This window comes from uncultured Phascolarctobacterium sp. (genome assembly GCF_934190775.1).
Lineage (GTDB): Bacteria > Bacillota > Negativicutes > Acidaminococcales > Acidaminococcaceae > Phascolarctobacterium_A.
The window spans coordinates 38,781-61,519 of sequence record NZ_CAKPTG010000006.1; the positions used below are offsets into that span (position 1 = coordinate 38,781).

General features: G+C 48.3%; 17 protein-coding genes. 3 read left to right on the top strand and 14 right to left on the bottom strand.

Translation table 11 applies throughout. The features are described from left to right. Nucleotides 1–43 precede the first annotated feature (43 nt). From Q0G26_RS04720 to Q0G26_RS04740, 5 genes are all read right to left on the bottom strand, one after another. The gene (locus Q0G26_RS04720) at nt 44–904 is read right to left on the bottom strand and encodes a universal stress protein (RefSeq protein ID WP_293828966.1); all 861 of its coding nucleotides are present in this window, start codon (nt 902–904) and stop codon (nt 44–46) included. 152 nt (nt 905–1,056) lie between these two features. After that, the gene (locus Q0G26_RS04725) at nt 1,057–1,368 is read right to left on the bottom strand and encodes a helix-turn-helix transcriptional regulator (RefSeq protein WP_293828967.1); all 312 of its coding nucleotides are present in this window, start codon (nt 1,366–1,368) and stop codon (nt 1,057–1,059) included. A 249-nt stretch (nt 1,369–1,617) separates the two neighbouring features. Continuing rightward, nucleotides 1,618–3,015 carry an FAD-binding oxidoreductase gene (locus tag Q0G26_RS04730; RefSeq protein ID WP_293828968.1) on the bottom strand — a complete coding sequence of 466 codons (1,398 nt, stop codon included), beginning with the start codon at nt 3,013–3,015 and terminating at the stop codon, nt 1,618–1,620. Between the two features lie 75 nt (nt 3,016–3,090). Beyond that, the gene (locus Q0G26_RS04735) at nt 3,091–4,491 is read right to left on the bottom strand and encodes an FAD-binding oxidoreductase (protein WP_293828969.1); all 1,401 of its coding nucleotides are present in this window, start codon (nt 4,489–4,491) and stop codon (nt 3,091–3,093) included. A 133-nt stretch (nt 4,492–4,624) separates the two neighbouring features. Then, on the bottom strand, nt 4,625–6,031 hold the full coding sequence (locus Q0G26_RS04740; RefSeq protein ID WP_366517736.1) for an FAD-binding oxidoreductase: 1,407 nt from the start codon (nt 6,029–6,031) through the stop codon (nt 4,625–4,627). 292 nt (nt 6,032–6,323) lie between these two features. Between Q0G26_RS04740 and Q0G26_RS04745 the strand changes: the two genes are divergently transcribed. Then, the gene (locus Q0G26_RS04745; protein ID WP_293828971.1) at nt 6,324–7,883 is read left to right on the top strand and encodes an amino acid carrier protein; all 1,560 of its coding nucleotides are present in this window, start codon (nt 6,324–6,326) and stop codon (nt 7,881–7,883) included. A 45-nt stretch (nt 7,884–7,928) separates the two neighbouring features. Here Q0G26_RS04745 and ligA read toward each other — a convergent pair whose 3' ends face one another. Both ligA and pcrA read right to left on the bottom strand, forming a co-directional pair. Beyond that, complete coding sequence (gene ligA, locus Q0G26_RS04750) at nt 7,929–9,968, bottom strand: NAD-dependent DNA ligase LigA (RefSeq protein WP_293828972.1); 2,040 nt, start codon at nt 9,966–9,968, stop codon at nt 7,929–7,931. 36 nt (nt 9,969–10,004) lie between these two features. Further along, the gene (pcrA, locus tag Q0G26_RS04755; RefSeq protein ID WP_293828973.1) at nt 10,005–12,230 is read right to left on the bottom strand and encodes a DNA helicase PcrA; all 2,226 of its coding nucleotides are present in this window, start codon (nt 12,228–12,230) and stop codon (nt 10,005–10,007) included. Nucleotides 12,231–12,429: 199 nt separating this feature from the next. Between pcrA and Q0G26_RS04760 the strand changes: the two genes are divergently transcribed. Together Q0G26_RS04760 and Q0G26_RS04765 are read left to right on the top strand one after the other, a co-directional pair. After that, nucleotides 12,430–13,233: a tRNA 2-thiocytidine biosynthesis TtcA family protein gene (locus Q0G26_RS04760; protein ID WP_293828974.1), complete on the top strand. Its 804-nt coding sequence runs from the start codon at nt 12,430–12,432 to the stop codon at nt 13,231–13,233. Beyond that, entirely contained in the window at nt 13,230–14,099 is an 870-nt protein-coding gene (locus Q0G26_RS04765) for an EamA family transporter (RefSeq protein WP_293828975.1), read from the top strand. Before Q0G26_RS04760 ends, Q0G26_RS04765 begins: the two co-directional genes overlap by 4 nt. A gap of 85 nt (nt 14,100–14,184) precedes the next feature. On the opposite strand, the gene Q0G26_RS04770 is transcribed toward Q0G26_RS04765, so the two are convergent. The 7 genes from Q0G26_RS04770 to Q0G26_RS04800 all read right to left on the bottom strand — a co-directional run bounded on the left by Q0G26_RS04770 (nt 14,185) and on the right by Q0G26_RS04800 (nt 22,720). After that, entirely contained in the window at nt 14,185–15,795 is a 1,611-nt protein-coding gene (locus Q0G26_RS04770; protein WP_293828976.1) for an AAA family ATPase, read from the bottom strand. 91 nt (nt 15,796–15,886) lie between these two features. Then, the gene (gene crcB, locus Q0G26_RS04775; RefSeq protein WP_293828977.1) at nt 15,887–16,261 is read right to left on the bottom strand and encodes a fluoride efflux transporter CrcB; all 375 of its coding nucleotides are present in this window, start codon (nt 16,259–16,261) and stop codon (nt 15,887–15,889) included. After that, nucleotides 16,258–16,623 carry an Hpt domain-containing protein gene (locus Q0G26_RS04780; protein ID WP_293828978.1) on the bottom strand — a complete coding sequence of 122 codons (366 nt, stop codon included), beginning with the start codon at nt 16,621–16,623 and terminating at the stop codon, nt 16,258–16,260. The genes crcB and Q0G26_RS04780 overlap by 4 nt, the downstream gene beginning before the upstream one ends. A 22-nt stretch (nt 16,624–16,645) precedes the next feature. Next, the gene (locus tag Q0G26_RS04785) at nt 16,646–19,147 is read right to left on the bottom strand and encodes a response regulator (RefSeq protein WP_293828979.1); all 2,502 of its coding nucleotides are present in this window, start codon (nt 19,145–19,147) and stop codon (nt 16,646–16,648) included. A 375-nt stretch (nt 19,148–19,522) separates the two neighbouring features. After that, nucleotides 19,523–19,936, bottom strand: a complete 414-nt coding sequence (locus Q0G26_RS04790) for a very short patch repair endonuclease (RefSeq protein ID WP_293828980.1) — start codon at nt 19,934–19,936, stop codon at nt 19,523–19,525. 35 nt (nt 19,937–19,971) lie between these two features. Further along, nucleotides 19,972–21,174 carry a DNA (cytosine-5-)-methyltransferase gene (gene dcm / locus Q0G26_RS04795; RefSeq protein WP_366517737.1) on the bottom strand — a complete coding sequence of 401 codons (1,203 nt, stop codon included), beginning with the start codon at nt 21,172–21,174 and terminating at the stop codon, nt 19,972–19,974. 64 nt (nt 21,175–21,238) lie between these two features. After that, a complete protein-coding gene (locus tag Q0G26_RS04800) occupies nt 21,239–22,720 on the bottom strand; it encodes a Sau3AI family type II restriction endonuclease (RefSeq protein ID WP_293828982.1) in 1,482 nt (493 codons plus the stop codon). Between the last annotated feature and the right edge of the window lie 19 nt (nt 22,721–22,739).

Consider the following 22,739-nt stretch of genomic DNA (forward strand, 5'->3'; position numbering starts at 1 on the left):
TAAAAATTTTTATAAAATCCTCAAATTTTTCTTCTGCAGCAGTTTAGGAGAAGGAATCCTCCTCATCACTGTCTTCAGCAGGCAACAGCATTACTGCACAATCTGAATTCAGGACCACGTTTTCTGACGTACTGCCCAAGTCATCGCCATTAGTCATATCAGCGCCGGTTTTAGTCATCATAATCAGGCTGACATTATCACGCTCGCAGATAGCAGAAATTTTTTTGGAGGCTACACCATGCGCAATGCGATAATCGGCCTCAATGCCAAAAATTTTCATTTCATCTACCAGCTCTTGCAAAAGCATTCTGGCGCTGCCATATTTTTCCTTGTAATCATGCTTGTTTCTGCTATGCTCAACAACATGCACAAACAACACCTTACCCACATATTCACGCAGACTGCGGATAACGTTCAGCGCTTCCAAGGATTTACGGGAAAAATCTGTCGGCACCAATACAGTAGCCAGCAAATTTTCGGTAACGTCGTCTTCCTCATCTTTGTTAATCAGCAGGGGAATCATTGTAGCCCGTGCCAGCTCATAGGTAGTGCTGCCCATCAGCGCACGCTTCAAAAAGCCCTTACGATGCGATGCTACCAGCATCAGGTCAGCGTCATTTTCTTCCGCCAGCCTGCTTAAGGTCTCGCAGGTCTCACCTGCGGGGGTTACAATAGAAATTTCTTCATAGCCTGCCTGCTCTATATCATTTTTATAGCCATCCAACCGGCTGCGCGCTTTTTTAAAGCTGCTACCGTCAGGGTCGGCATCATCGTCATCATCAAAGACGTGAGCCAAAACCACTTCCGTTTCGGTATCGGGGCATAAGCAAAACAGACACTCGGTCAATTTATCAGCCTGCGGGGACAGATCTGTGGCCAACAGGACCTTGGTGAATGTACTCATCTAATTGCTCCTTTAAAAAATATGTAATATATGGATAGTTCGCCACAAAACTGGAAATTCCTGCCTAAGCAAAATACACCTTGCCTAAAAAACTGCAGAACGCAACAAAATAAAAAGCAGAGTCTTAGCAATTCCGACTCTGCTTAATATTTTTAGGCACGTGCTCTTTTCAGAAGCTTTGCCAGCTCCATAACATTTTCCAATGTTATCTCATCATTAGCCGGCGCTTCCTTTTCCCCTTCGATATCTACGAAAAAAGTGCTGATAGGGCATTCCAAAATCTGATGCATCTTAATCAGATTAGGTATTGTCAGGCCTGCGCGGCCATTTTCAATGTTGCTAAGATGCGTTTGAGTTACCCCCATCTCCTTCGCCAAATCCGTCTGAGATACCTTTTTCGCAATGCGCTGCATTTTTACACGCTTGCCTATCAGGCGATTGTACTCCTCTGTCATATTCATCATTATCATCCCCTTTCCATAATATATATATTCTTTATACCTAATCGAATTTATATAAACAGCATTATATCATACGCCTGTTTTTCAAGCAATACCTTTTTAATTATCCTCAAATTATTTAACGCTGTTTCTATCAAATTGGGAATATTTATAATGTTAGCAGGAATAAAGTAAATAAAAAAAAGTGACGTGCTCTTAAAAAAATGAGCACGTCAGGCAATATATTAAATTTATTTAACGCTTCACAGCAAATCAGGCACGAATCAGCTTGCCAGGATTCAGGATATTGTTAGGATCCATAGCGCGTTTAATAGTCTGCATGATAGACATTTCTACAGGGTCGCAATAAGCTGCCAGTGCGTCAATCTTTTTCGCACCGATGCCATGCTCGCCGGAAAGACGTCCGCCCAGGCTGTAAACATATGCATAGCAGATTTTGTGGAACTCTGCGAGCTGTTTTTCCCATTCTTCGTCGGTCATATCCATCTTCAGGCAGTTGAAATGCAGGTTACCGTCACCGGCGTGAGCCAGGCACATGCATTCGAAATCAAATTGCTTGGAAACATCCATAAGGTGGTTCAGGCAGACAGCGATTTTGTCGATAGGTACAACAAGGTCATCAGAAGTAGAAACCTTGCTCAAAGCCTTGGAGCCTTCCAGACAGCTGCGGCGTACCTTCCATACACGCTCGTCTGCTTCAACAACATCAGTTGCACCGCAGGCAGTACAGATTTCGTCAAGCTGCTCCATCTTCATATCCAGCTCGTCCTCGTTAAAGGTTTCTACGGTAACGATAACGTAGCTGCCATCCTCGTAATGCGGCAGACGCTGTTCTGCATAATCGCTGGCAGCACGTACAAAGCCGTTGTCCATAAATTCCACACTGGTCGGATTCAGACCAGCCTTAACCAGTGCAGGCACCAGGTCAACAGCCTTCTGTACCTCGGTGAAGACGGCAAGGATATCCAGACGATACGGAGCCAACGGCAACAACTTCAAGGTTGCTTTGGTGATGATACCCAGAGTACCCTCACTGCCCATTACCAGCTGGTCGAGGCAGTAGCCGGTGCTGCATTTTTTCAGACGGTTGCCCAGCTCAACGATTTCGCCGGTCGGAGTAACAACCTCGATAGAATAAACCTGATGACGGGTAGTGCCATAGCGTACAGCCTTATTGCCGCCGGCATTGGTTGCAATGTTGCCGCCGATCATGCAGCTGTCAGCGCTGCAGGGGTCACCGGCATACAGCAGGCCTACTTCGTTAGCCTTAGCCTGAATATCAGAGGTCAGCGCACCAGCCTCAACCTCCATATACATAGCATCTGCATCAAGCTTAATAATTTTGTTCATGCGCTCCATAAGCAGCACAATGCCGCCGTAAACAGGAATCGCACCGCAGGATACACTGGTGCCTGCACTGCGCGGAGTTACAGGCACAAGATATTTATTGGCGATTTTCATAACAGCAGCCACCTCTTCGGTGCTGCCCGGTGCTACAACTACCTCTGGCAGATGATGGTAATGAGCATCCGGCTCTTCGTCGGTTTTGTAACGCTCCAAAGTTTCGGCATCATTTTTTACATGCTCTGCGCCGACTGCTTTACGCAGCTCCTCCAGAACTTCTTCGGTTACGGGATTGTAATTTGTCATACTAAAATCTCTCCTTTGCTACTTAGCTACTATGCTACATATTTTAGCTTCTCCAAGACCACTGAAAAGGTCTTCTTATAAATTAAAAACCTTGCCGGGGTTCAGAATATTATTCGGGTCCCAGGCTTTTTTAATTTTTCTCATCAGCTCCAGCTCACCGCTCGGAGTAAAGCGCTCCAAAAAGTGAGCCTTCTTGCTGCCAATGCCATGCTCACCGGAAAGGCGGCCACCATGCGCATAAGCATATGTATAAACCTCTTCCGTAAAGCGGCTCAGTTCAGCTTCCCACTCTTCATCGGACAAATCCAGCTTGCACAAAACGATATGCAGGTTACCGTCACCGATATGTGCGTTGATACGCAGCGGGAAGGGATATTTCGCCACAGTTTTAATGATGTACTGAATCATATCGCTCATTTCATCAACCGGCACAACAACGTCATCTGTCGTGCACACCTTGCTGATAAGGCTGACAGATTCCAGACAGTTGCGGCGCATCGACCAGATACGCTCATCAGCCTCCAGAACATCCACAGCGCCTGCTGCCTCACAGATATCGCCGGCCTGCTCCATTTTCATGTCCAGCTCATCTTCGTTGAAGGTTTCTATCGTAATGATAACGTAAATGCCATCTTCCACGTGCGGTGCGCCAGGGAATTCAAGATATTCTGAGGTTGTCCGCACATTAGGATTATCCATATATTCGATGCTTGTCGGGTCAATACCTGCTTTCACAAGTTGCGGCACCACACCAATCGCTGCCATCGGGTCGTGGAAAATTGCCAGCATATCAATTTTATACGGAGGCAAGGGCTGCAGCTTCAGCGTTACCTGCGTAATGATACCCAGCGTACCCTCACTGCCGATAACAAGCTGCTCCATGCAGTAGCCTGTGCTGCACTTTTTGAGCGGTGAGCCCAGGTCAACAATGTCGCCGTAGGGCGTAACAATCTGCACAGCGTAGACCTGATTACGCGTTACACCGTAGCGCACAGCCTTAATACCGCCGGCATTCGTCGCCAGGTTGCCGCCAATCTGACAGCTGTCGCTGCTCGACGGGTCACCTGCATAAAGCAGGTTCTCCGCCTTCGCCGCTGCCTGGATATCCAGCGTACGCACACCGGCCTGTGCTACCATGTACAAGCCTTCCTTATTCAGCTCGATAATTTTGTTGAGGCGTTCCATTAAAAGCACTACGCCACCCTTGTCGGCAATAGCGCCGTCAACGATGCCTGTACCGCCACCGCGCACAGTCAGCGGAATGAGATACTTGTTGCACAGCTTCACTACGCCGGCAATTTCTTCGGCGTTTGCCGGAATTACCACTACATCCGGCAGATGGAAGCAGCGTTCGTCCGCCTCCTCGTCCGTCTTATAGCGGTCGAGCGTATCAGCATCGGTTTTGACATATTTTTCGCCCAACAGCGTTTTTAATTCATCAATAAATTTAGGAGTTACAGAATTGTAATTGCTCATAATATATCTCTTTTTCTAATTTTCATAAAGAGTGCAGAGAAAGTATCAGATGCGAGGGAGGGCGACGACGGCGTACTTCCACGTACTCCTAGGAGCCATCCCGACGCAGATGGTGCTTTATATGCGCTCTTACTTATGCGTTGAAGACTTTGCCGGGATTCAAGATAAGATTCGGATCCCAAGCCAGCTTAATTCTGCGCATCAGCTCCAGCTCACCGGCAGGTGTAAATTCTTCCATGTAAGCCAGCTTCTTGGCACCGATACCATGCTCACCGGCTAAGCGACCGCCCTGAGCGTAAGCATAGGCATAAACCTCTTCGTGGAAGTCATGCACGATTTTTTCCCAGGTTGCATCATCCAAATCGCATTTGCAGAGAACGATATGCAGATTACCGTCACCGATATGCGCGTTGATTTTTACCGGAATCGGGAAGGGATACTTGCTGCCGATATGCATAATTTCTTTAATGGTCGGCGCAATGCGGTCTACAGGCACAACAACATCATCGGTCAGGGAAACCTTGCTCACAAGGCTGATGGATTCCTGGCAGTTGCGGCGCATTGCCCAGATACGGTCATCCGCTTCCAAAACTTCAACAGCGCCTGCTGCCTCGCACAGCTCGTCGAGCTGCTCCATCTTCATGTCCAGCTCATCCTCGCTGAAGGTTTCTACCGTAATGATAACATAAATACCGTCCTCATAGTGCGGTGCGCCCTTAAATTCAATATAATCGGCGCAGGCACGCACATAGGAATTATCCATATATTCCATGCTCGTCGGGTTCAGACCGGCCTGCATAATCTTCGGCACTACATCAAGAGCCTTGAACGGGTCGTCAAATACTGCCAGCAGGTCAAAGCGATACGGAGGCATAGGCTGCAGCTTCAGCGTTACCTTGGTGATAATACCCAAAGTGCCCTCACTGCCCATTACCAGCTGCTCCATGCAGTAGCCTGTGCTGCATTTTTTCAGACGGCTGCCAACCTCCACGATTTCGCCGGTCGGGGTAACCATCTCCAGGCTGTAAACCTGATTACGGGTAACGCCATAGCGTACAGCCTTGCTGCCGCCGGCGTTGGTTGCCAGATTGCCGCCGATCAGGCAGCTTTCGGCGCTGCAGGGGTCACCGGCGTAAAGATAGCCTGCTTCATTGGCCATCTTCTGAATATCAACTGTACGCACGCCTGCTTCGGCGACAACATACATCGCTTCGGTATTCATTTCAATAATTCTATTCAAGCGCTCCATGAGCAGCACAATACCGCCACAGACAGCAATCGCGCCATCGGCAAGGCTGGTACCGCCGCTGCGGACAGTCAGCGGCACATTGTACTTGTTGCACAGCTTCACAACTGCGGCAATCTCTTCGGCATTGGCAGGACGCACAACAGCCTCAGGCACACGAAAACGGCGCGGATCATATTCCTCGTCAGTTTTATATTGCTCCAGCTTTTCAGGCTCGGTAAAAACATTGGCGTCACCGACTACGGCGCGCACATCCGCTAAAAACGGTTCCGATACGGAATTATACTCTTTCATCATATTCCCTCATTTCTAAATTACATATAGACATCTGTGCGAAAGAAAGCAGATGTTACTTATCTAACTTTATATTATAGTACAAATCGCGCTGTTTGTCTGTAAATTATGTATGAGAAATCAACATAAAAGATTTCTCTTACAGAGGAAATAGCAATACCCACATATTGTATACTTCACTGCCACCATTGCCAAGCAATATAAAAAAGGTTAAGATATAGATAATGAAGTTGCCTTTGCTGCGCCTTAACGTAAGGGCAAAATAAATTTACAGCTATAGGAGAGGAGTCTTATGCAAGCTTTATTTGATGCAGTTAACGCAATCTGCGCCAAAATCCAGATTGTTTCCAACTGGTTCTGGGATTTTCCCTGCAATCTCGACTGGTACGGTTCTATCCCTATTTTAGGAAATTTTAGTCTGGCAATTGTTTTATTGGTCGGCACAGGTATTTACTTTACCTTCCGTCTGCACTTTGTCCAGGTACACAATTTTATTTTCGCCGTGAAGGTGCTGATGCAGCGCAACCATACGCGCAACGGTATTTCCTCACTCACAGCCTTTTTGCTTTCCACCGCTATGCGTGTCGGCCCCGGCAATATTTTGGGCGTAACCGGCGCAATTTCCATCGGTGGCCCGGGCGCACTGTTCTGGATGTGGGTTTCCGCCTTCTTCGGCATGGCAACGTCCTTCGCCGAATCCACGCTCTCGCAGATCTTCAAGGAAAAACGCGATAACGAATATGTCGGCGGCCTGCCCTTTTACGCACGCAAATTGTTGAACGATTCCGCCGCTGCCGGCGTTGCGCTCAGCATGCTGTACATCGTTTATGCGTTGCTCTGCTTCCCAGCACAGGGCTTCAACACTATTTCCGCCGTGGGTGCCATCGCCAGCAAAATCTCCGGTGTGAACATTTCCACCAATTCTTCGCTCTACTGGATTTCCTTTGCGGTGCTTATCGTTATCACCGCTGTTATCAGCTTTGGCGGTATCAAAAAGGTTACGAAGGTTACCGACCGCATCGTTCCCGTTATGGCAGTTATTTATGTACTCACCGTCATTGCCTTGACCGTCGGTAACATCGACCGCATTCCGTTGTTTTTCAGCTCCGTTTTCACGCAGGCCTTTGCGCCTGACGCTGTTTTCGGCGGTGCCTTCGGTCTGGCGCTCAGCCAAGGTATTAAACGCGGCCTGATGTCCAACGAAGCAGGCCAGGGTACCATCACCATGCCGGCAGCGGCAGCAGAGGTTGCCCACCCCTGCGAGCAGGGCTGCGTGCAGGCCTTAGGCGTTTTCCTCGACACCATCGTCATCTGCACCCTGACGGGCTTTGTCGTTATCATGGGCAGCATGTGGCTCACGGCAGATGCCAATGCCTGGTTCGAGCTGGGCAAGCTAGATAAATTCTTAGCCTCCTGCGGTGCTCTGACCGGCGGCAACGACACTCTTTACAGTGTTGTTACTCTGCTTGTAAGCGTTTGCTTCGGCCTGTTTGCCTTTACCTGCCTGTTGGGCTTCATGTCCTTCACCGAAATGTGCGCCAACCGCATTTCCGGTAAGGCATCCTTTATCAACTCCATCCGCGTACTGTGCCTCATCGTTATTTCCTTTGGCGTTATCACCAACATCGCCGGTATGGACTTAGGCGCACTGTGGGATTTGAGCGACTTTGCCAATATCCTCATGGTATACTGCAACTTACCGCTGCAATATATCGGCTTTAAATATGTACTGCGTGCCTGGAAGCATTTCGAAAAGAACGACGGTACTCCGTTCACCTCCGAAATCGCCGGCCTGCAGCTGCCTGTTTGGGATGCTTTGGCTAGGGAACACAAAAACGAATATCATCACTAAAAAATTAAGCGTGGCCGCTACTCGCAGCCACGCTATTTTTATGCCTTATTCTCCTTTAAGCAGACGCAGGAATTCTGCCTCATCAATAACTGTTACGCCTAATTGCTGTGCCTTTTCCAGCTTACTGCCGGCCTCCGCACCCGCAATGACGTAATCCGTCTTTTTGCTGACGCTGCCGCTGACCTTAGCACCCACGTCCTGCGCCATCGTCTTTGCCTCGGCGCGTCCCAGTGTAGGCATGGTGCCTGTAAAGACAAGCGTTTTGCCGAAGAAGGGATTATCCTCCTGACTGGCAGGCGGTGTAAACGTCATCGTCAGACCTGCTGCCGCCAAGCGCTCTACCAAATCGATATTCGCCGGCACATTCAGCCAGGTAACAGCACTTTCCGCAATCTTGTCACCGATATCACGAATCTGCGCCAGCTCTCCCGGCTGTGCCTGCTGCAGCTTTTCCATGCTGCCGAATTCCGTTGCCAGAATACGCGCTACCTTGGCTCCCACATGACGGATACCCAAAGCAAAAAGCAGCTTGTCCAGCTCGTTATTCTTGCTTTCAGCCAAAGCCGCCAGCAGGTTATCCGCCGACTTTTCGCCCATACGCTCCAGCTTCAGCAAATCCTCCTTGCGCAGGCTGTACAAATCCGCAGCATCACGCACTAAGCCCGCATCAAGCAGTGCATTGATAACGGAAGGACCGCAGCCGTCGATATTCATCGCATCACGGCTGACAAAGTGAATCAAACCCTCGCGTCCCAGCGCAGGACAATGCGGATTGGTGCAGCGGATAGCTGCCTCCTCGCCCTGACGCTCTACACGCCAGCCACATTCCGGACAAACGCTGGGAATCTCTACCTCTTTTTCGTCACCGGTACGCTTTTCAACAACTACGCGCAGCACCTCGGGAATAATCTCACCGGCCTTGTTGATGACAACCCTGTCACCGATACGGATATCCTTAGCACGGATAAAGTCCTCATTATGCAAGGTAGCGCGGCTGATAACGCTGCCGCTTAATTTTACCGGTGTCAGCACTGCCGTCGGTGTCAGTACGCCTGTGCGTCCTACACGCCAGTCGATATCCTCCAGCGTAGTTTCCGCCTGCTCGGGCGGATATTTATAGGCCGTTGCCCAACGCGGATCCTTGCCTGTCGCGCCCAAAATACGCTGCTGGTAAACATCATTGACCTTGATAACAGCGCCGTCGGTATCATAGGACAGACCTTGACGCAGCGCGTTGAAATCGCCGATATATTTAATCGCTTCGTCGATATTTTCGACAACCTTGTAGTTTTCACTCACCTTAAAGCCGTAGTGCGCCAGCAAAGCCAGCGATTCGCTGTGCTTAGGCTGCGCGCCCTCGCCTACCAGATAATAGGCAAAAAAGCTCAGGCTGCGGCTTGCCGTTACCTGCGGGTCCAGCTGACGCAGGCTGCCTGCCGCTGCATTACGCGGGTTGGCAAACTCGCTCTCGCCGCGCTCAGCGCGCTGCTCGTTCAAGCGCATAAATGCCTGACGCGGCATATAGACCTCACCGCGCACATCAAGAAGCTCCGGCACTGCTTCACCCTCAGGCACCTTTAGCGTCAGCGGAATGCTGCGGATGGTGCGCACGTTGGCCGTAACATTTTCACCCACTACACCGTCACCGCGGGTAGCAGCGCGCACCAGCTTACCGTTTTCGTAAATCAGGCTACAGGCTAGGCCGTCAATCTTCGGCTCCATAACGTATTCAACCTTGCTGCCTGCAGGCAGACCGCTGTGAACGCGTTCACCAAAGGCTCGCAGTTCCTCGGCGGAAAACACATTGCCCAGGCTCAGCAGCGGCTCTAGGTGACGCACCTCGGTAAACTGCGAGGAAGCACGACCGCCTACGCGCTGCGTAGGCGAATCAGCCGGAATACTGTCAGGATAGCGCGCCTCCAGCTCACGCAGACGTGCCATCAGGCTGTCATATTCAGCGTCCGTCAGCTCCGGCGCGTCTAATACATAATATAAATATTCGTTATGACGGATTTCCTGGCGTAGCTTGTCGGCCTCAGCCAAATCCGCTGCGCGCTCATCAGCAAATAAATCCATTTCTGCCATTGCTTTATCCTCCAAAATTTTTATAAGAAAAACAGCTTACAGCTTTTCCAGCTTGGCATACTTCGTCAGCAGGCTGCGGATACCGCCGCCGGCAAATGCAACCGTAACCTCCTGGCCATCATCGGCATCTTTGGCGGTAACTATCGTGCCTGCGCCCCACTTTTTATGCATAACCTTATCGCCGACATGGAAGCTGCAGCCTACCGCCGCACTGCTTTCCTTCGGGAAGAAGCTGGCCTTGCTCAGGTCAAACCCGCTGGCAGCCTCCCTGGCAGTCGTCTTATGCACCTGCTGCGTCATCGCCTGACGCTGTGGCGCCTGGCGTTTAATCACGTGCACCAGATTACGCGGCACCTCCTGCAGGAAGCGAGATGGTGTATAGTACTGCGTGCGACCGTAGATAGTGCGTGTTCTGGCATTGCTCAAAAACAAATGCTTTTCTGCACGTGTAATGCCTACATAGCACAGGCGGCGCTCCTCTTCAATTTCGTTATCGTTCATCAGCGTACGGGAATGCGGGAAGATGCCCTCCTCCATACCTACCAGAAAGACATCAGGGAATTCCAGGCCCTTGGCAGAATGCAGCGTCATCAGCGTTACCGCATCCTCACCCAGCTCTGCATCATCAATATCAGCAACCAGCGCTACGTCCGCCAGGAAGTTTTCCAGCGTCGGCTCCTCACCATTGCGCTCGCATTTGGCAGCAAAGTCCTCGGTTACGCTCAGCATTTCCTGCAGGTTCTCCACACGGCTTTCGTCCTGCGGGTCCTTGCTGCTTTGCAGCTCTTCCAGATAACCGGTCTTCAGCAGCACATCGTCTAACAGCTGCTTTACCGGCACATCGGCAGCCTCACCCATCAGCTCAAAGAGCAGACCGCTCAGCTCGTCCAGCTTAGCGGCAAAACGGCTGGCAAGTCCCGGAACATCCGCTGCATTGGTCACAACCTCGAACAGGGACTGTCCACTGGCATTGGCATATTCCTGCAAGCGCGCCAGCGTCGCATCGCCGATACCGCGGCGCGGTACGTTGATAATACGCAGCAGGCTCAGGCTGTCATGCGGGTTATAAAGCAGACGCAGATAAGCCAGCGCGTCCTTGATTTCCTTGCGCTCATAGAACTTTGTACCGCCGACCATCGTATAGGCGATACCGCTCTTAATCAGCATTTCCTCGAATACACGCGACTGCGCGTTAGTGCGGTACAGCACTGCCATATCGCCCAGCTTAGCGCCTTCATTCAGCTGCAGCTTCTGCATATTTTCAATCACATAGCGTGCTTCATCTCTTTCATCGTTCGCCTGATAGTAAACAATTTCCGAACCGTTGCCGTTGGCTGTCCACAAATTTTTCGGCTTGCGACCGCTGTTGTTCTCGATAACAGCATTAGCTGCGTCCAAAATAACCTGCGTGCTGCGGTAGTTCTGCTCCAGCTTCACCAGCTTGGCATCGGGGTAATCTTTTTCAAAATCAAGGATATTCTGGATATCGGCACCGCGCCAGCCGTAAATGCTCTGGTCGGCATCGCCTACTACGCAGATATTTCTGTGGCCTGCAGCCAGCAGCTTTGTCAGCAGATATTGTGCATGGTTGGTATCCTGATATTCGTCAACCATCAGATAATCAAACTTCTGCTGGTATTTTTCTCTTACCGCCGGATTTTCCTGCAGCAGACGCAGCGCCAGCAGCAGCAAATCGTCAAAGTCTACGGCATTGTTGGCCTGCAGCTTCTTCTGATAAGCATCATAAATTTTTGCCACCTGCTGCTCATAATAGCCGGTAGCCTCGCGAGCATAGGCATCAGGCAGCAGCAAAGCGTTTTTGGCGTTACTGATATTGCTGATAATCGCCGGCAGCGGGAAACGCTTTTCATCAAGGTTCATTTCCTTCAGCACCTGCTTAATCAGGTTTTTGCTGTCGCTCGTATCATAAATAGCAAAATTATTGGCATAGCCGTTGAGATTTTCCAGCTCGTAGCGCAAAAGGCGCGCACAGAAGGCATGGAAGGTGAACAGCCACACATCTCTGGCAGCAGCTCCTGCCATACGGTCTACACGCTCGCGCATTTCCGCGGCGGCTTTATTAGTAAAGGTAATCGCCAAAATGCGATAGGGACGCACACCCTGCTGCAGCAGGTGCGCAATGCGGCAGGTAAGCACCTTGGTCTTGCCGCTGCCTGCGCCTGCCAGAATCAGCATCGGTCCGTTGATAGTCTGTACTGCATCAAGCTGCTGTTTATTCAGTCCTTGCATTGTATCGGTCATTAGTCGTTAGCCTCCATCATATTTCACAGATGCACCAGCATCCTCTGCTTGGGTAAAAATATTTTTGACTTAAATATTATATCACAAAACGCAACGCTTAGCAGAAGAAAAGCAGCCGCTTTTTGCCTAGAGAGATGCTAGGAAAAGCGGCTGCATTGTGTTAAAATAAGGCTATGTAATGCAAAAGGAGATTTTTCAGATGAGCAAAAAAAGCACCTTCGTTCCCGCCAAGGATTTAAGCAAGCTGTGGCGGGCTATTATAGAATTTGATATGCTGCAGCCAGGCGACCGTATTCTCATCGGCCTCAGCGGCGGCAAGGACAGCATGCTTCTGACAGCTATGCTGGCGGAAATCAAAAAATATTCGCCGATTCCCTTCGACCTTGCCTGCTATACCGTCAACGGCATGTTTGCACCCAACTTTCCCAAGACAGAGCTGGCAGCCTTCTGCGCGCAGTTTGGCCTTGAGCACTACAGCGACGATATTGACGTAATGGCGGCACATGAAAAAAAGGGCGGCAGCCCCTGCTTCACCTGCGCCTACTTTCGCCGCGCCGCTACCAACCGCCGCGCGCAGGAGCTTGGCTTCAACAAGGTGGCCTTGGCACACCACAATGACGATGCCGTTGAAACCTTCTTCATGAATCTGGTGACCAGCGGTCAGCTGCGCACCTTCTTGCCGGTAACGCCGCTGTCGCGCTCCGGCATCACGGTACTGCGCCCGCTGCTTTACTACCGCGAGCAGGAAATCCGTGAGCTGGTGGCAAAGCTGGGACTGAAGCCCATTAAAAACCCCTGTCCCTATGACGGTCACACCATGCGTCAGGACATCAAGGAGCATATCGCAGCGCTCGATGCTCAGTATCCGGAAATCTATGAGCATCTGGCAGCAGCTATGCGTGACAGCGACAGACAGGAGCTGTGGCCGCCCAAGCCCGGCAAGGAGCTGCTGCAAAAATTCCACACCTTCTGGGGACGCGGCAAAAGGAAGGCTGAGCAATGAAAACAAAGGCCTATCTTTATATCACCACTGCTGCCGTCTGCTGGGGGTTAATCGGGCTCTTCGTCAGGACGCTGGCAGCACAAGGCTTCAACTCCATGCAGATTGTTGCCCTGCGTTCGCTGGCAGCGGCAATCTGCGTCACGCTGCCGCTGCTGCGTTCAGGGCGTGCCGCCCTGCGCATCAGATTGCGTGACCTCTGGCTCTTCGTCGGCACCGGCATCTGCAGCCTGGTATTCTTCAACTACTGCTACTTCAACGCTATGCAGCAGACAAGTCTGGCGGTGGCAGCGCTACTGCTTTACACTGCGCCTGTCTTTGTTATGCTAATGTCACTGCTATGCTTCGGTGAAGCCTTCACGCGTACTAAGGCACTCGCTCTGTTGCTCACCTTCAGCGGCTGCGCCTGCGTCACCGGTGTTTTCGGCAGCAGTCTGACGCTTACGCTCAGCGGCCTGCTCTACGGACTTGGCAGCGGCTTCGGCTATGCGCTGTACAGCATTTTCGGCAAGTACGCCGTGCGCAGGTATTCGTCATTTACCATAACCGCCTACACCTTTTATCTGGCACTCGCAGCCTCATGGCCGCTCGCAGATTTTGATTATCAGCGTCTTGCAGCCATTGACCTGCCGTCCATCGTCAGCGTTTTAGGACTGGGCCTGCTCTGCGCCGTGCTTCCTTATCTGCTCTACACCAAGGGACTGGAGCAGATTGAAGCAGGACAGGCTTCCATCCTGGCGACGATTGAGCCCTTTGTGGCTGCCGCCGTCGGTGTCATCTTCTTTGCGGAAGCACTGACGATGGTGAAAATCATCGGCATGGGACTGATATTTGCAGCGATTGCCGTGTTGAATATCAGGAGAGCATAGAAAAACAATAACAATATAAAAAATAAAAAGCAATTTGCCTCTGCCAAATCGCAGTTACAAATTGCTTTTTGTTTTATACAGCCAACTACTTCTGCAGCACCTCTACCTTACAGCGGTGCTGCTTTGTTTTCTTGGAATAGCCTATACCGACAGCCAAAATCCGTCCTTTATAACGCTTGCTACCATCTCCCAGAGTTCCGGCAAATTTGAGCGCATACTGCCTGCGTTTAATCTGCTCAATCGCTTCCTCAGGCGTATAGTCCACCTTCAGCTCTAATATAAGACAATCATCGTTTTCCTGATAGGGATAGAAGATAAAGTCAACATAGCCTGTCCCGGCCTTATCCTCCCTCTGGACATTATATCTGTCACGTGCTGCCAGATATATGAGATTAACAATAGCAGCCAGTTCGGTTTCATTGTTATACGCCAACAGCGGTGTTTCCGTATTATGCGCAAATTCCAGAATCCTGCTCATTGTAGCGGTATCACCCTTAAGCGTAGCCTGCAGCATCGCTTCCGATTTTATTGCCAGCTGATGTACATAGCCCAAGGAATCCTTGTTCAGGAGCAGCTCATTAAATTTATCCATCAATTCCTTATTCGGGATGAACACTTTACCATTTTCATATGTCAGCAGACCATAAACAACCATCGCAGAAAAAATCTGCTGCTTAGTATTAAGCTCCAGCAGCATAGCCGCATATTCCTGAATTTTCAATGGTATGCGTTCGCCTGCAGCCATCAGTGCCAAATCATCTCGCACCGCCGTCACATTGTTGCGGATATAATAAAATAATTCGTCATAGGGACCAGAGCTGGTCCAATAATTATAAAGCTGGTTATTCTGCAAAGCCATAACCACTGAACGCGGATTATACAGCAAATTACCGGCAGCAGTGTGATAACCGTCGTACCACATTTTCAAGCCTTCACGTGTAACCTGTGGTTTAGGCGTCAAAGCCTGATACTTGGCAAACAGCGCATCTACTTCCGCATCATCAAACCCGAAAACATCACTATATAACGACATCGTCGCCATATTATATTCAGCAAAGGTATTTAATTCCGAGCCGCTGGTATATTTTGATATCGGCAGCACACCCGTCATATACGCCAGCTGGACATAAACTCTGTCCTTCAGCAAATCCTTTAAGAACAGCAGATATTTTTTCCTGTCATCTTCAGAAATAAAGGCAGCGTGAAAGATAGCATCCCATTCGTCAAAAATGAAAATAAATCTTTCGCCCGTCGCTGCAGTAATCCTTTCCAAATCCTCAGCTACGCCGCCTGCCGCACGATAATCAACATCTGGATAAGCCTTATGCAAATCGTTCTTTAAGGCATCGGCAATATTATCTATATAGCTTTGGTAATCATTGCTGCTGATTCTGCTGAAATCAATATAAATAACATTATATTGATTGATGTGTTGCATAGCCTCAGCATCACGACCTATGGTTAACTGTGCAAAAAGCTTTTTTGTAGCAGCGCTTTTAGTCAAAAATGCTCCCAGCATATTGGCCATAACTGTTTTGCCAAAACGGCGCGGGCGCGTAATACATACATACTTGCCATTGGTGCCTATACGCTGCAGCATTTGGCCTATAAAAGCAGTTTTATCAACAAAATATGTACTTTTAGCCATCTCCTCGTATAAAACTGCCGGAGAAAAAGTATTTAACAACAGGCCCATATGATTCTCCCCCTTGCTTTTTGCGCATAGTCTGTATTACTGATTATAACATACATTTTACAAGCGTTCTCTATTCCATTAAGCGTTTAACCTATACCCCTTTACCCGCCAGCACGCCTGCTCCCGCAGCCAGCAGCCCCAAAAGCAGGCTGCCGCCGCTATACGCTGCCGCAGCGGCGACATTGCCCTCCGTCAGCAGCATCAGGCTTTCATAGCCGAACGAGGAAAAGGTAGTAAAGCCACCCAACAAGCCTACGCAAAGAAACAGGCGCCAGGCTGCAGGCAGCAGCCCCCGCTCCACAATCAGCGTCATCAGAAGGCCCATGCAAAAGCAGCCTATAATATTAATAGCAAAGGTTCCCCAGGGAAGCGCGCTGCCGCTCGCCCTGCTGATAAAATTGCCCAGCATGTAACGGCACACTGCGCCCAGGGCACCGCCAACTGCTACACTGATTATTTCCATCATGCACTCTCCAGCTGCTCAATATATTGCAGTGTATGCTGCCAATGTGTCTTCAGCGCCGCCAGCTTTGCCTGCAGTTGTGGCACGGTATATTCCTCACTGCGCAGCACATTCACAATATCGGCAAACTGCGCCTGCAGGCCGGTCAGCCCCAGCGTTGCACACACGCCCTTCAGATTGTGCGCATAACGCAGCACCTCCTGCCAGTTGCCTACCTCCGCAGCCTCCTCCATCAATCTGTAATCATCCGTTGTCAGCAGCTTGCGCAAAAAACGCACATACATCGCTTCACTGTCCATAAAGCGCTCCTCCAGCGCTTCCTTGATATCAATCGCCACATACTGTGGCAGTTCCTGTAAACGCACAGCTTCGCACCCCTTTCTGCTTTTAACGCTGCAGGTACACACTCATCATCTGCGCCAGCAGCTTCATCTGTACGGGCTTCACCATAAAATCGTTCATGCCAGCAGCCCTCGCCCGTTCCACGTCGCTGCTGTCGCTATTACCGGTCAGCGCCAGAATCGGCACTGTACGCACATCAGAGCGCTGCAGCGCTCTGATGGCCTTGGCTGCCTCGCAGCCGTCCATTTCCGGCATCTGCATATCCATCAGCACCATGCTGATGCTGCCCTCGTCCGAAGCCTCAAACAGCTCCACAGCCTCCTTGCCGTCGCAGGCAGGCACAACCTCCAGGCCGTTCATCGTCAGCAGCTCGCTGATTATTTCCATGTTGATATTGTTGTCCTCGGCTACCAGGATTTTGCAACCGGCAAAATCCTCCAGCTTCGGCTGCGCATCCTGCGGCTTGCTTTCCACCTTTTTCACGATGTTGAACGGCAGGGAAATAATCACGCAGGTGCCTTCATCAACACGACTGCTGATGTGAATGCTGCCATCCATACGCTCCACCAGGCTTTTGACAATTGTCATGCCCAAACCGGTGCCGGTAACGCGCGGCACACCAAAACGGCTGTCGCGTTCAAACGGCTTATAAATCTTCTCCAGGAATTTGGCCGACATACCACAGCCGGTATCCTTGATGACAAAGGTAAAATGCACGCGGTTGCGCTCGTTCCCTGGCTCGCGACGCGCCAGGAAGCTGATTTTGCCATGTGCCTTGGTATATTTAAGCGCATTCGACAAAATATTATTCAAAATCTGCTGCAAGCCCTGCAAATCGCCGCTCACCATTTCGTCAGCGTTAAGCATCAGCTGAGAATCAAAGAACTTTTGCTCCAGCTCGGCCTGCGCCGCAAAAATATCACTGGTATCCTGTGCCACCTTGGCCATCGTAAAGGTTTCCTGCACATGCTCCACCTTACCATTGTCCAATCGTGCCATTTCCAGGATATCATTAATCAAGGTCAGCAGCTGTTGGCCTGCGGTGCGTATTTTGCGGATATATTCCTTCACCTGCATGCAGTCATCCTTGTGCAGCTCTGCCAGCTCCGCCATGCCGATAATGCCGTTGAGCGGCGCACGCATATCATGCGACAGTGCGGAGAAGAACATATTTCTCGATTTGGCGTTTTCGCGTGCTACCTGCAGTGCCTGCTCCGTCAGCTGCAGATGCTCCAGCTCCTTCTGCTTTTCAGCCTCCACCTCACGGAAGAAGAAAACTGCTTCATCCTCATTCAGCAAATCATCGCGCATAAGACGGACATTCAGCCATCTGTATTCCTTGCCGAAGCGATAGCGGAACTCACCGCCGAAGTCATTAATGTGACGCTCCACCAGCTCCTTGATATGCTCACGCGCAAAGCTGGTCGCAAACTCATCGGTAGCCTCCGGCTCCACATTCTTTATCATCTCCTGCAACAGCTCATCATAATCTCCCTCCGGCTCCTGCGGCCCCGGACTGGTGCTCTTTAGCATATAATAACGTCCGGTAACGTAATTTACTCTGAACACCGCCAGGAAGGATTTGCTCATGACGCGGATAACCTCATTGATGCTCTGCAGCTGCTTGTTCAGCATATGCTCACGCAGCGCCAAACCGGCAGCCAGCAGCAGAAAAATGGCCAGCGTCAGGCTGAACCACTGCATCAGGCTTTCATAATCACCCAGCAGGAAGTCATATGGAATGGTTACAATAGATATCCAGCCTTTTTCAGAAACGGTGTAATAAACACCGCGCTTATTACCTTCATAGTCAGTAATATAAGATACATCACTGTCAGAATCACGGATTTCCTTAAAGATTTTATCTACATAAGGTTGCTCTTCTTCTATCGACAGATTGCGGTCGTTGATAGTAAACATAATATTACCTGACGGATCGCAGAGATAATAATAGCTGTGCCGGGGAAGCTTATTGTCAGCAAGCAGACCGTTCAGACGCTCCGGATAAAGATTCAGCGCCAGTACATTGTCATCGCCAAAGCGCACAGCCATCGTCAGCAAGCGTTCATTATTCTTACCGTATTTATATATATTAGTATAAGCCACGCCGCTTTTATTGCTCAATGCCGCCTGATACCATTTCAGCGAAGCAACATCTGTCGGCTGTCCCTCCAGGCGCTTGCCGATAAGATGCCCGTGAACGACAGCGCACATGTCAAAACGGCCCACATCAGCATTTTTTTCCATGTAGTCGGTAAAATGCGTCAGCGCCTCCTCCAGCTCCGCATCCGTCATATCAGGCTTCATTTCCAGCATATGTGCCAGGTTCTGCGCAGCACTGCGCAGCAGCATTTCCTGAGCTTTTATGCGTCCTGTTTCCCTTGTGGCAAAGCGGGCTGCCAGCTGCTGTCCCATAATATGCGAATTATCCAATATTTTTTCGCGCACAATATACAGGCTCACTAAGGAAACCAGCAGGAAGAAAGCGAAGATGCCTATGCTGTATAGAGATACCTTTATTCTGTTCCTAAAAAATTTAAAGTCCATAAGTCCTCCATTGAGCCATTGTCAACAAACAAGTGCATATTTCATGCATACATATTTTATTATATAACACCCGGCACATCTCTACAAGTGCACACGTCAAAAAGCCGCCTGCGGAGGTAGGAATTTCCTCTGCAGGCAGCTGATTAGGTATTAATGTATAAATATGCTTGTTGCGTTACTATTGTTAACTAAAATATGGTATTAGGTAACGATGAGGGCAAAGGGGAAGGAGTAGGATTCTAATTTTGTTGTTAAAGAAAGAGTTATTTTGTATACAAAATTCTCTGCACTAAAAAAGAGAAAAGCTGCCTGCGGAAGTAATTATTACATCTGCAAACAGCTGAATACATCTTAATGTGTAATTGCTATGATATGTCATTGAATTTCCAACAAACGGATAGTTTCCTTCACTTTTTCCACACACCCTTGCAAGTCATGCAAAATCTCATCCTCCCAAAACCTGATAACAATCCAGCCATTATCCCTAAGCATAATCGTATTCTCTAAATCACGTTCTATATTGCGTTTGATTTTATTATCCCAATACACACTATTATGCTTAATCTGGTGCTCATGAAAATTCTTTCCATGCCAAAACACACCATCACAAAAAATCACTATCTTGTATTTAGTAATAACTATATCAGGATGACAATCATATATACGATAGTATTTTCTGTATCGAATGCCTTCATGCCAGAGAGCTTTACGCAATAACACCTCTATTTTGGTATCCTTGCCTTTTATTCTACTCATAGTTTTAGACACTATTGCATTTTTCGCATCCATTTGCAAACACCACCAACAAGCATGCAGTAATAATCTTATGGTTCGCTTTCCATTATAGTACTTAAAGTTCTTCCCATACGCGTAACCATAGGCACAACCAAAGCATTGCCCATACAAAAATATCGGAACTTCTGCGGCATACCAGTATCAGTCCAGTTATCGTCAAAGCCTTGGATACGCTCTGCTTCAACTTGTGTCAGTAATCTCAGCCTATTATTTTCCGGATCACGAATTACGTGAGTGCTACGATTCAGGCTAGACTCTGACGTCAGCATTGTACGTGCCGGTGCATCAATAGAATCAGGAAAAGCAATAGCACCTTCACTAAATATATATCTATGACCTGTTTTAGAAGTACGTTCTATCTTCTTAGCGCCCTTAAGGTATTCCCACTTTTCCAGCTTATAGCCTAAATAATAATCTTCTGCAACATCCTTTTCAAGAATATCACGCAACAAAGTCGGTTCTTCCTCTATAGGTTGAACATTAGCAGTATAAATCTGTCCATTTAGCATATAACCTGCATTTTTAAACTCGAAGCTGAAACTTTCTGATACTGTAGGGATATCTTGAAAATCAAGCCTTTCCTCATTCACAACAAAATTCTGCTCGATTGGGAAACTTCTTGCAAAAAAGCCTATAGAACTTATTATATGCTTAGGATTTTGTCTGTTCATTCTTTCTGCATAACGAGTATCTGTAGAATACGCAAAAATAAAAGTCCTGCGACGCCTTTGTGCAGCGCCATACTCAGCTGCATTAACCACACGCCATTCTACAGCATAACCCAAAGCAGCCAAACAAGCAAGGATTACACCAAAATCACGTCCTCGCTGAGATGCAGGCGATTTTAATAATCTGTCGACATTCTCTAGCAATATAAAAGGTGCGTGTTTAGCTTCCAAAGTGTCACGTATCTGCCACCAAAGAACACCTTTTTTTCCTTCTAAACCAGCAGAGCCTGGCAATGGTCTGGCAACAGAATAATCCTGGCAAGGAAAACCTCCAACAAGCAGATTATGGTCAGGTATATTATGCTTATCTACAACAGAGATATCTACGCCGGTAAATTCATCAACATCGCCCCAATGTTGGACATAACAGTCATGAGCCCATTGTTTTGTCTTTCCAGGTTCCCATTGAGAAAACCACACTGTATGAAAATCGCTGGAAGCACGCTCCAAGCCAAGGCGGAACCCTCCTACCCCCGCAAAGAGCTCGCAAACTGTTTTCTCCATCATTCCACGCCTTTCTAATATAATATAAATATATTATACCATATCCTAGTAATTTGATCAAGTTTTAATTTTCTCTCATTCGTTGATTAATCAAATTCATAATATATGTATTATTAAGCCAAAAGCTCTGCTTCGGCATACGTTGCCCATCTGGCAACAAATCACTATCTGCCAAAGTACCATTACCTATAATACTGCCATCAGCAAACTGATAATATCTTTTTGCTGTATGCGGACGTATATGTATAATTTCAGCATCCGATTTCTTTGGCAAGTTGTTCTTGACTATCGGTCCACTCGCACTAGAAGTTATCTGAAACTTGATGCCAGCCTTTGCAACATCTCTGACTGCCTCCCATTCACTCTTGACTTTTTCCAGATCATTGACGGACATATTCCATAACAGGCAACCCTTTAAAATATAATTATCATCATGCTTCTGGTAGATAACAAAGAGAAATTTCGTCTCACTTAAATACTCATAAAGCGTCGAGTCTTCCCATTCCTCATTAACCAAATCCATAAAACTGAATGGGGGTAGCGGACTATTTTCTCTCAAGGAACCCTTTTCATCCAATCGAATAGCTTTAGGAACTATATTGGCTTTGGCAAACTCTTCTGCTCTGTTTGATTTGATGCCCAGCATACGATATGCCAGTTCAATCCATTGCGCTTTGTTGTTATTATATTCTCTATCAAACATACCGCATAACATCTCATCTGATGTACCAATATACTGATTAATTTTATTCGTGATAATCTCTTCAAAGCTCTTCTTTTCCAGCTCCGCAGGATCAGTTATAATCTCCTCATATGTATTAACGCCCTTAACTATATATTGGTTCAATACATATGTCATATATGAGTTCTTATAGCAAAATGCCCTCTTCTTAGCTAAAGTATACGGCGGATAAAACTGTGGCACTATACTTTTAGCTGCAGTCGCTCCTTTTGTACAGGCACCAAGGTAAATAGTATCGCCTTCCGAAAGCTCTTCTGCCTTGCCAGCCTTGATTTTCTCAATAATTTTACGATAGTCCTGGCGAATAATCTCCAAATCCTTGGCAGGCGGAGTAAACAACGTAACATAGTCAATAGAATACATCAGATTGCTTTTCAATGCCTTATCCCTCAAATAATATACCAATAAAAGCAATCTGCATTTATCCCATAAATGCGATTTAAAAAAGTCTTCTTCTACTGGCGAATTGTAACTTATCATAGTCAGAACCAGTCTTTCGCCTGCACGAAGCTCTCCTTTCTTATTCTTTTCATAAGGAGTTACTTTCAGCTCTACGCCAGCCTTAACAAAGTCTGCGTGTGGATCACTATTAGATTTATAATTAAAATAGACATTCTCCAATAAATTGCCTAGTCCACCCTTACGATGCTTGTTAGCATAACTGTCAACCTGTTCCGCAGCAACCTGATTACAATCCCGTTCTATCTTCCAGCCTATAACATCATAAAAGCTTTTACCTAACAGCTGTTTTGCATATTCTTCTATTGATTTAGGATTTCCATCATCAAATTCATATTTCGCCATATCCATCACCTCATCATAA

What these genes read in the sequence shown, in the direction of transcription:
- Q0G26_RS04720 (WP_293828966.1), bottom strand. Translation starts at nt 904, where the DNA reads ATGAGTACATTCACCAAGGTCCTGTTGGCCACAGATCTGTCCCCGCAG.
- Q0G26_RS04725 (WP_293828967.1), bottom strand. Translation starts at nt 1,368, where the DNA reads ATGATGAATATGACAGAGGAGTACAATCGCCTGATAGGCAAGCGTGTA.
- Q0G26_RS04730 (WP_293828968.1), bottom strand. Translation starts at nt 3,015, where the DNA reads ATGACAAATTACAATCCCGTAACCGAAGAAGTTCTGGAGGAGCTGCGT.
- Q0G26_RS04735 (WP_293828969.1), bottom strand. Translation starts at nt 4,491, where the DNA reads ATGAGCAATTACAATTCTGTAACTCCTAAATTTATTGATGAATTAAAA.
- Q0G26_RS04740 (WP_366517736.1), bottom strand. Translation starts at nt 6,031, where the DNA reads ATGAAAGAGTATAATTCCGTATCGGAACCGTTTTTAGCGGATGTGCGC.
- Q0G26_RS04745 (WP_293828971.1), top strand. Translation starts at nt 6,324, where the DNA reads ATGCAAGCTTTATTTGATGCAGTTAACGCAATCTGCGCCAAAATCCAG.
- ligA (WP_293828972.1), bottom strand. Translation starts at nt 9,968, where the DNA reads ATGGCAGAAATGGATTTATTTGCTGATGAGCGCGCAGCGGATTTGGCT.
- pcrA (WP_293828973.1), bottom strand. Translation starts at nt 12,230, where the DNA reads ATGACCGATACAATGCAAGGACTGAATAAACAGCAGCTTGATGCAGTA.
- Q0G26_RS04760 (WP_293828974.1), top strand. Translation starts at nt 12,430, where the DNA reads ATGAGCAAAAAAAGCACCTTCGTTCCCGCCAAGGATTTAAGCAAGCTG.
- Q0G26_RS04765 (WP_293828975.1), top strand. Translation starts at nt 13,230, where the DNA reads ATGAAAACAAAGGCCTATCTTTATATCACCACTGCTGCCGTCTGCTGG.
- Q0G26_RS04770 (WP_293828976.1), bottom strand. Translation starts at nt 15,795, where the DNA reads ATGGGCCTGTTGTTAAATACTTTTTCTCCGGCAGTTTTATACGAGGAG.
- crcB (WP_293828977.1), bottom strand. Translation starts at nt 16,261, where the DNA reads ATGATGGAAATAATCAGTGTAGCAGTTGGCGGTGCCCTGGGCGCAGTG.
- Q0G26_RS04785 (WP_293828979.1), bottom strand. Translation starts at nt 19,147, where the DNA reads ATGGACTTTAAATTTTTTAGGAACAGAATAAAGGTATCTCTATACAGC.
- Q0G26_RS04790 (WP_293828980.1), bottom strand. Translation starts at nt 19,936, where the DNA reads ATGGATGCGAAAAATGCAATAGTGTCTAAAACTATGAGTAGAATAAAA.
- dcm (WP_366517737.1), bottom strand. Translation starts at nt 21,174, where the DNA reads ATGGAGAAAACAGTTTGCGAGCTCTTTGCGGGGGTAGGAGGGTTCCGC.
- Q0G26_RS04800 (WP_293828982.1), bottom strand. Translation starts at nt 22,720, where the DNA reads ATGGCGAAATATGAATTTGATGATGGAAATCCTAAATCAATAGAAGAA.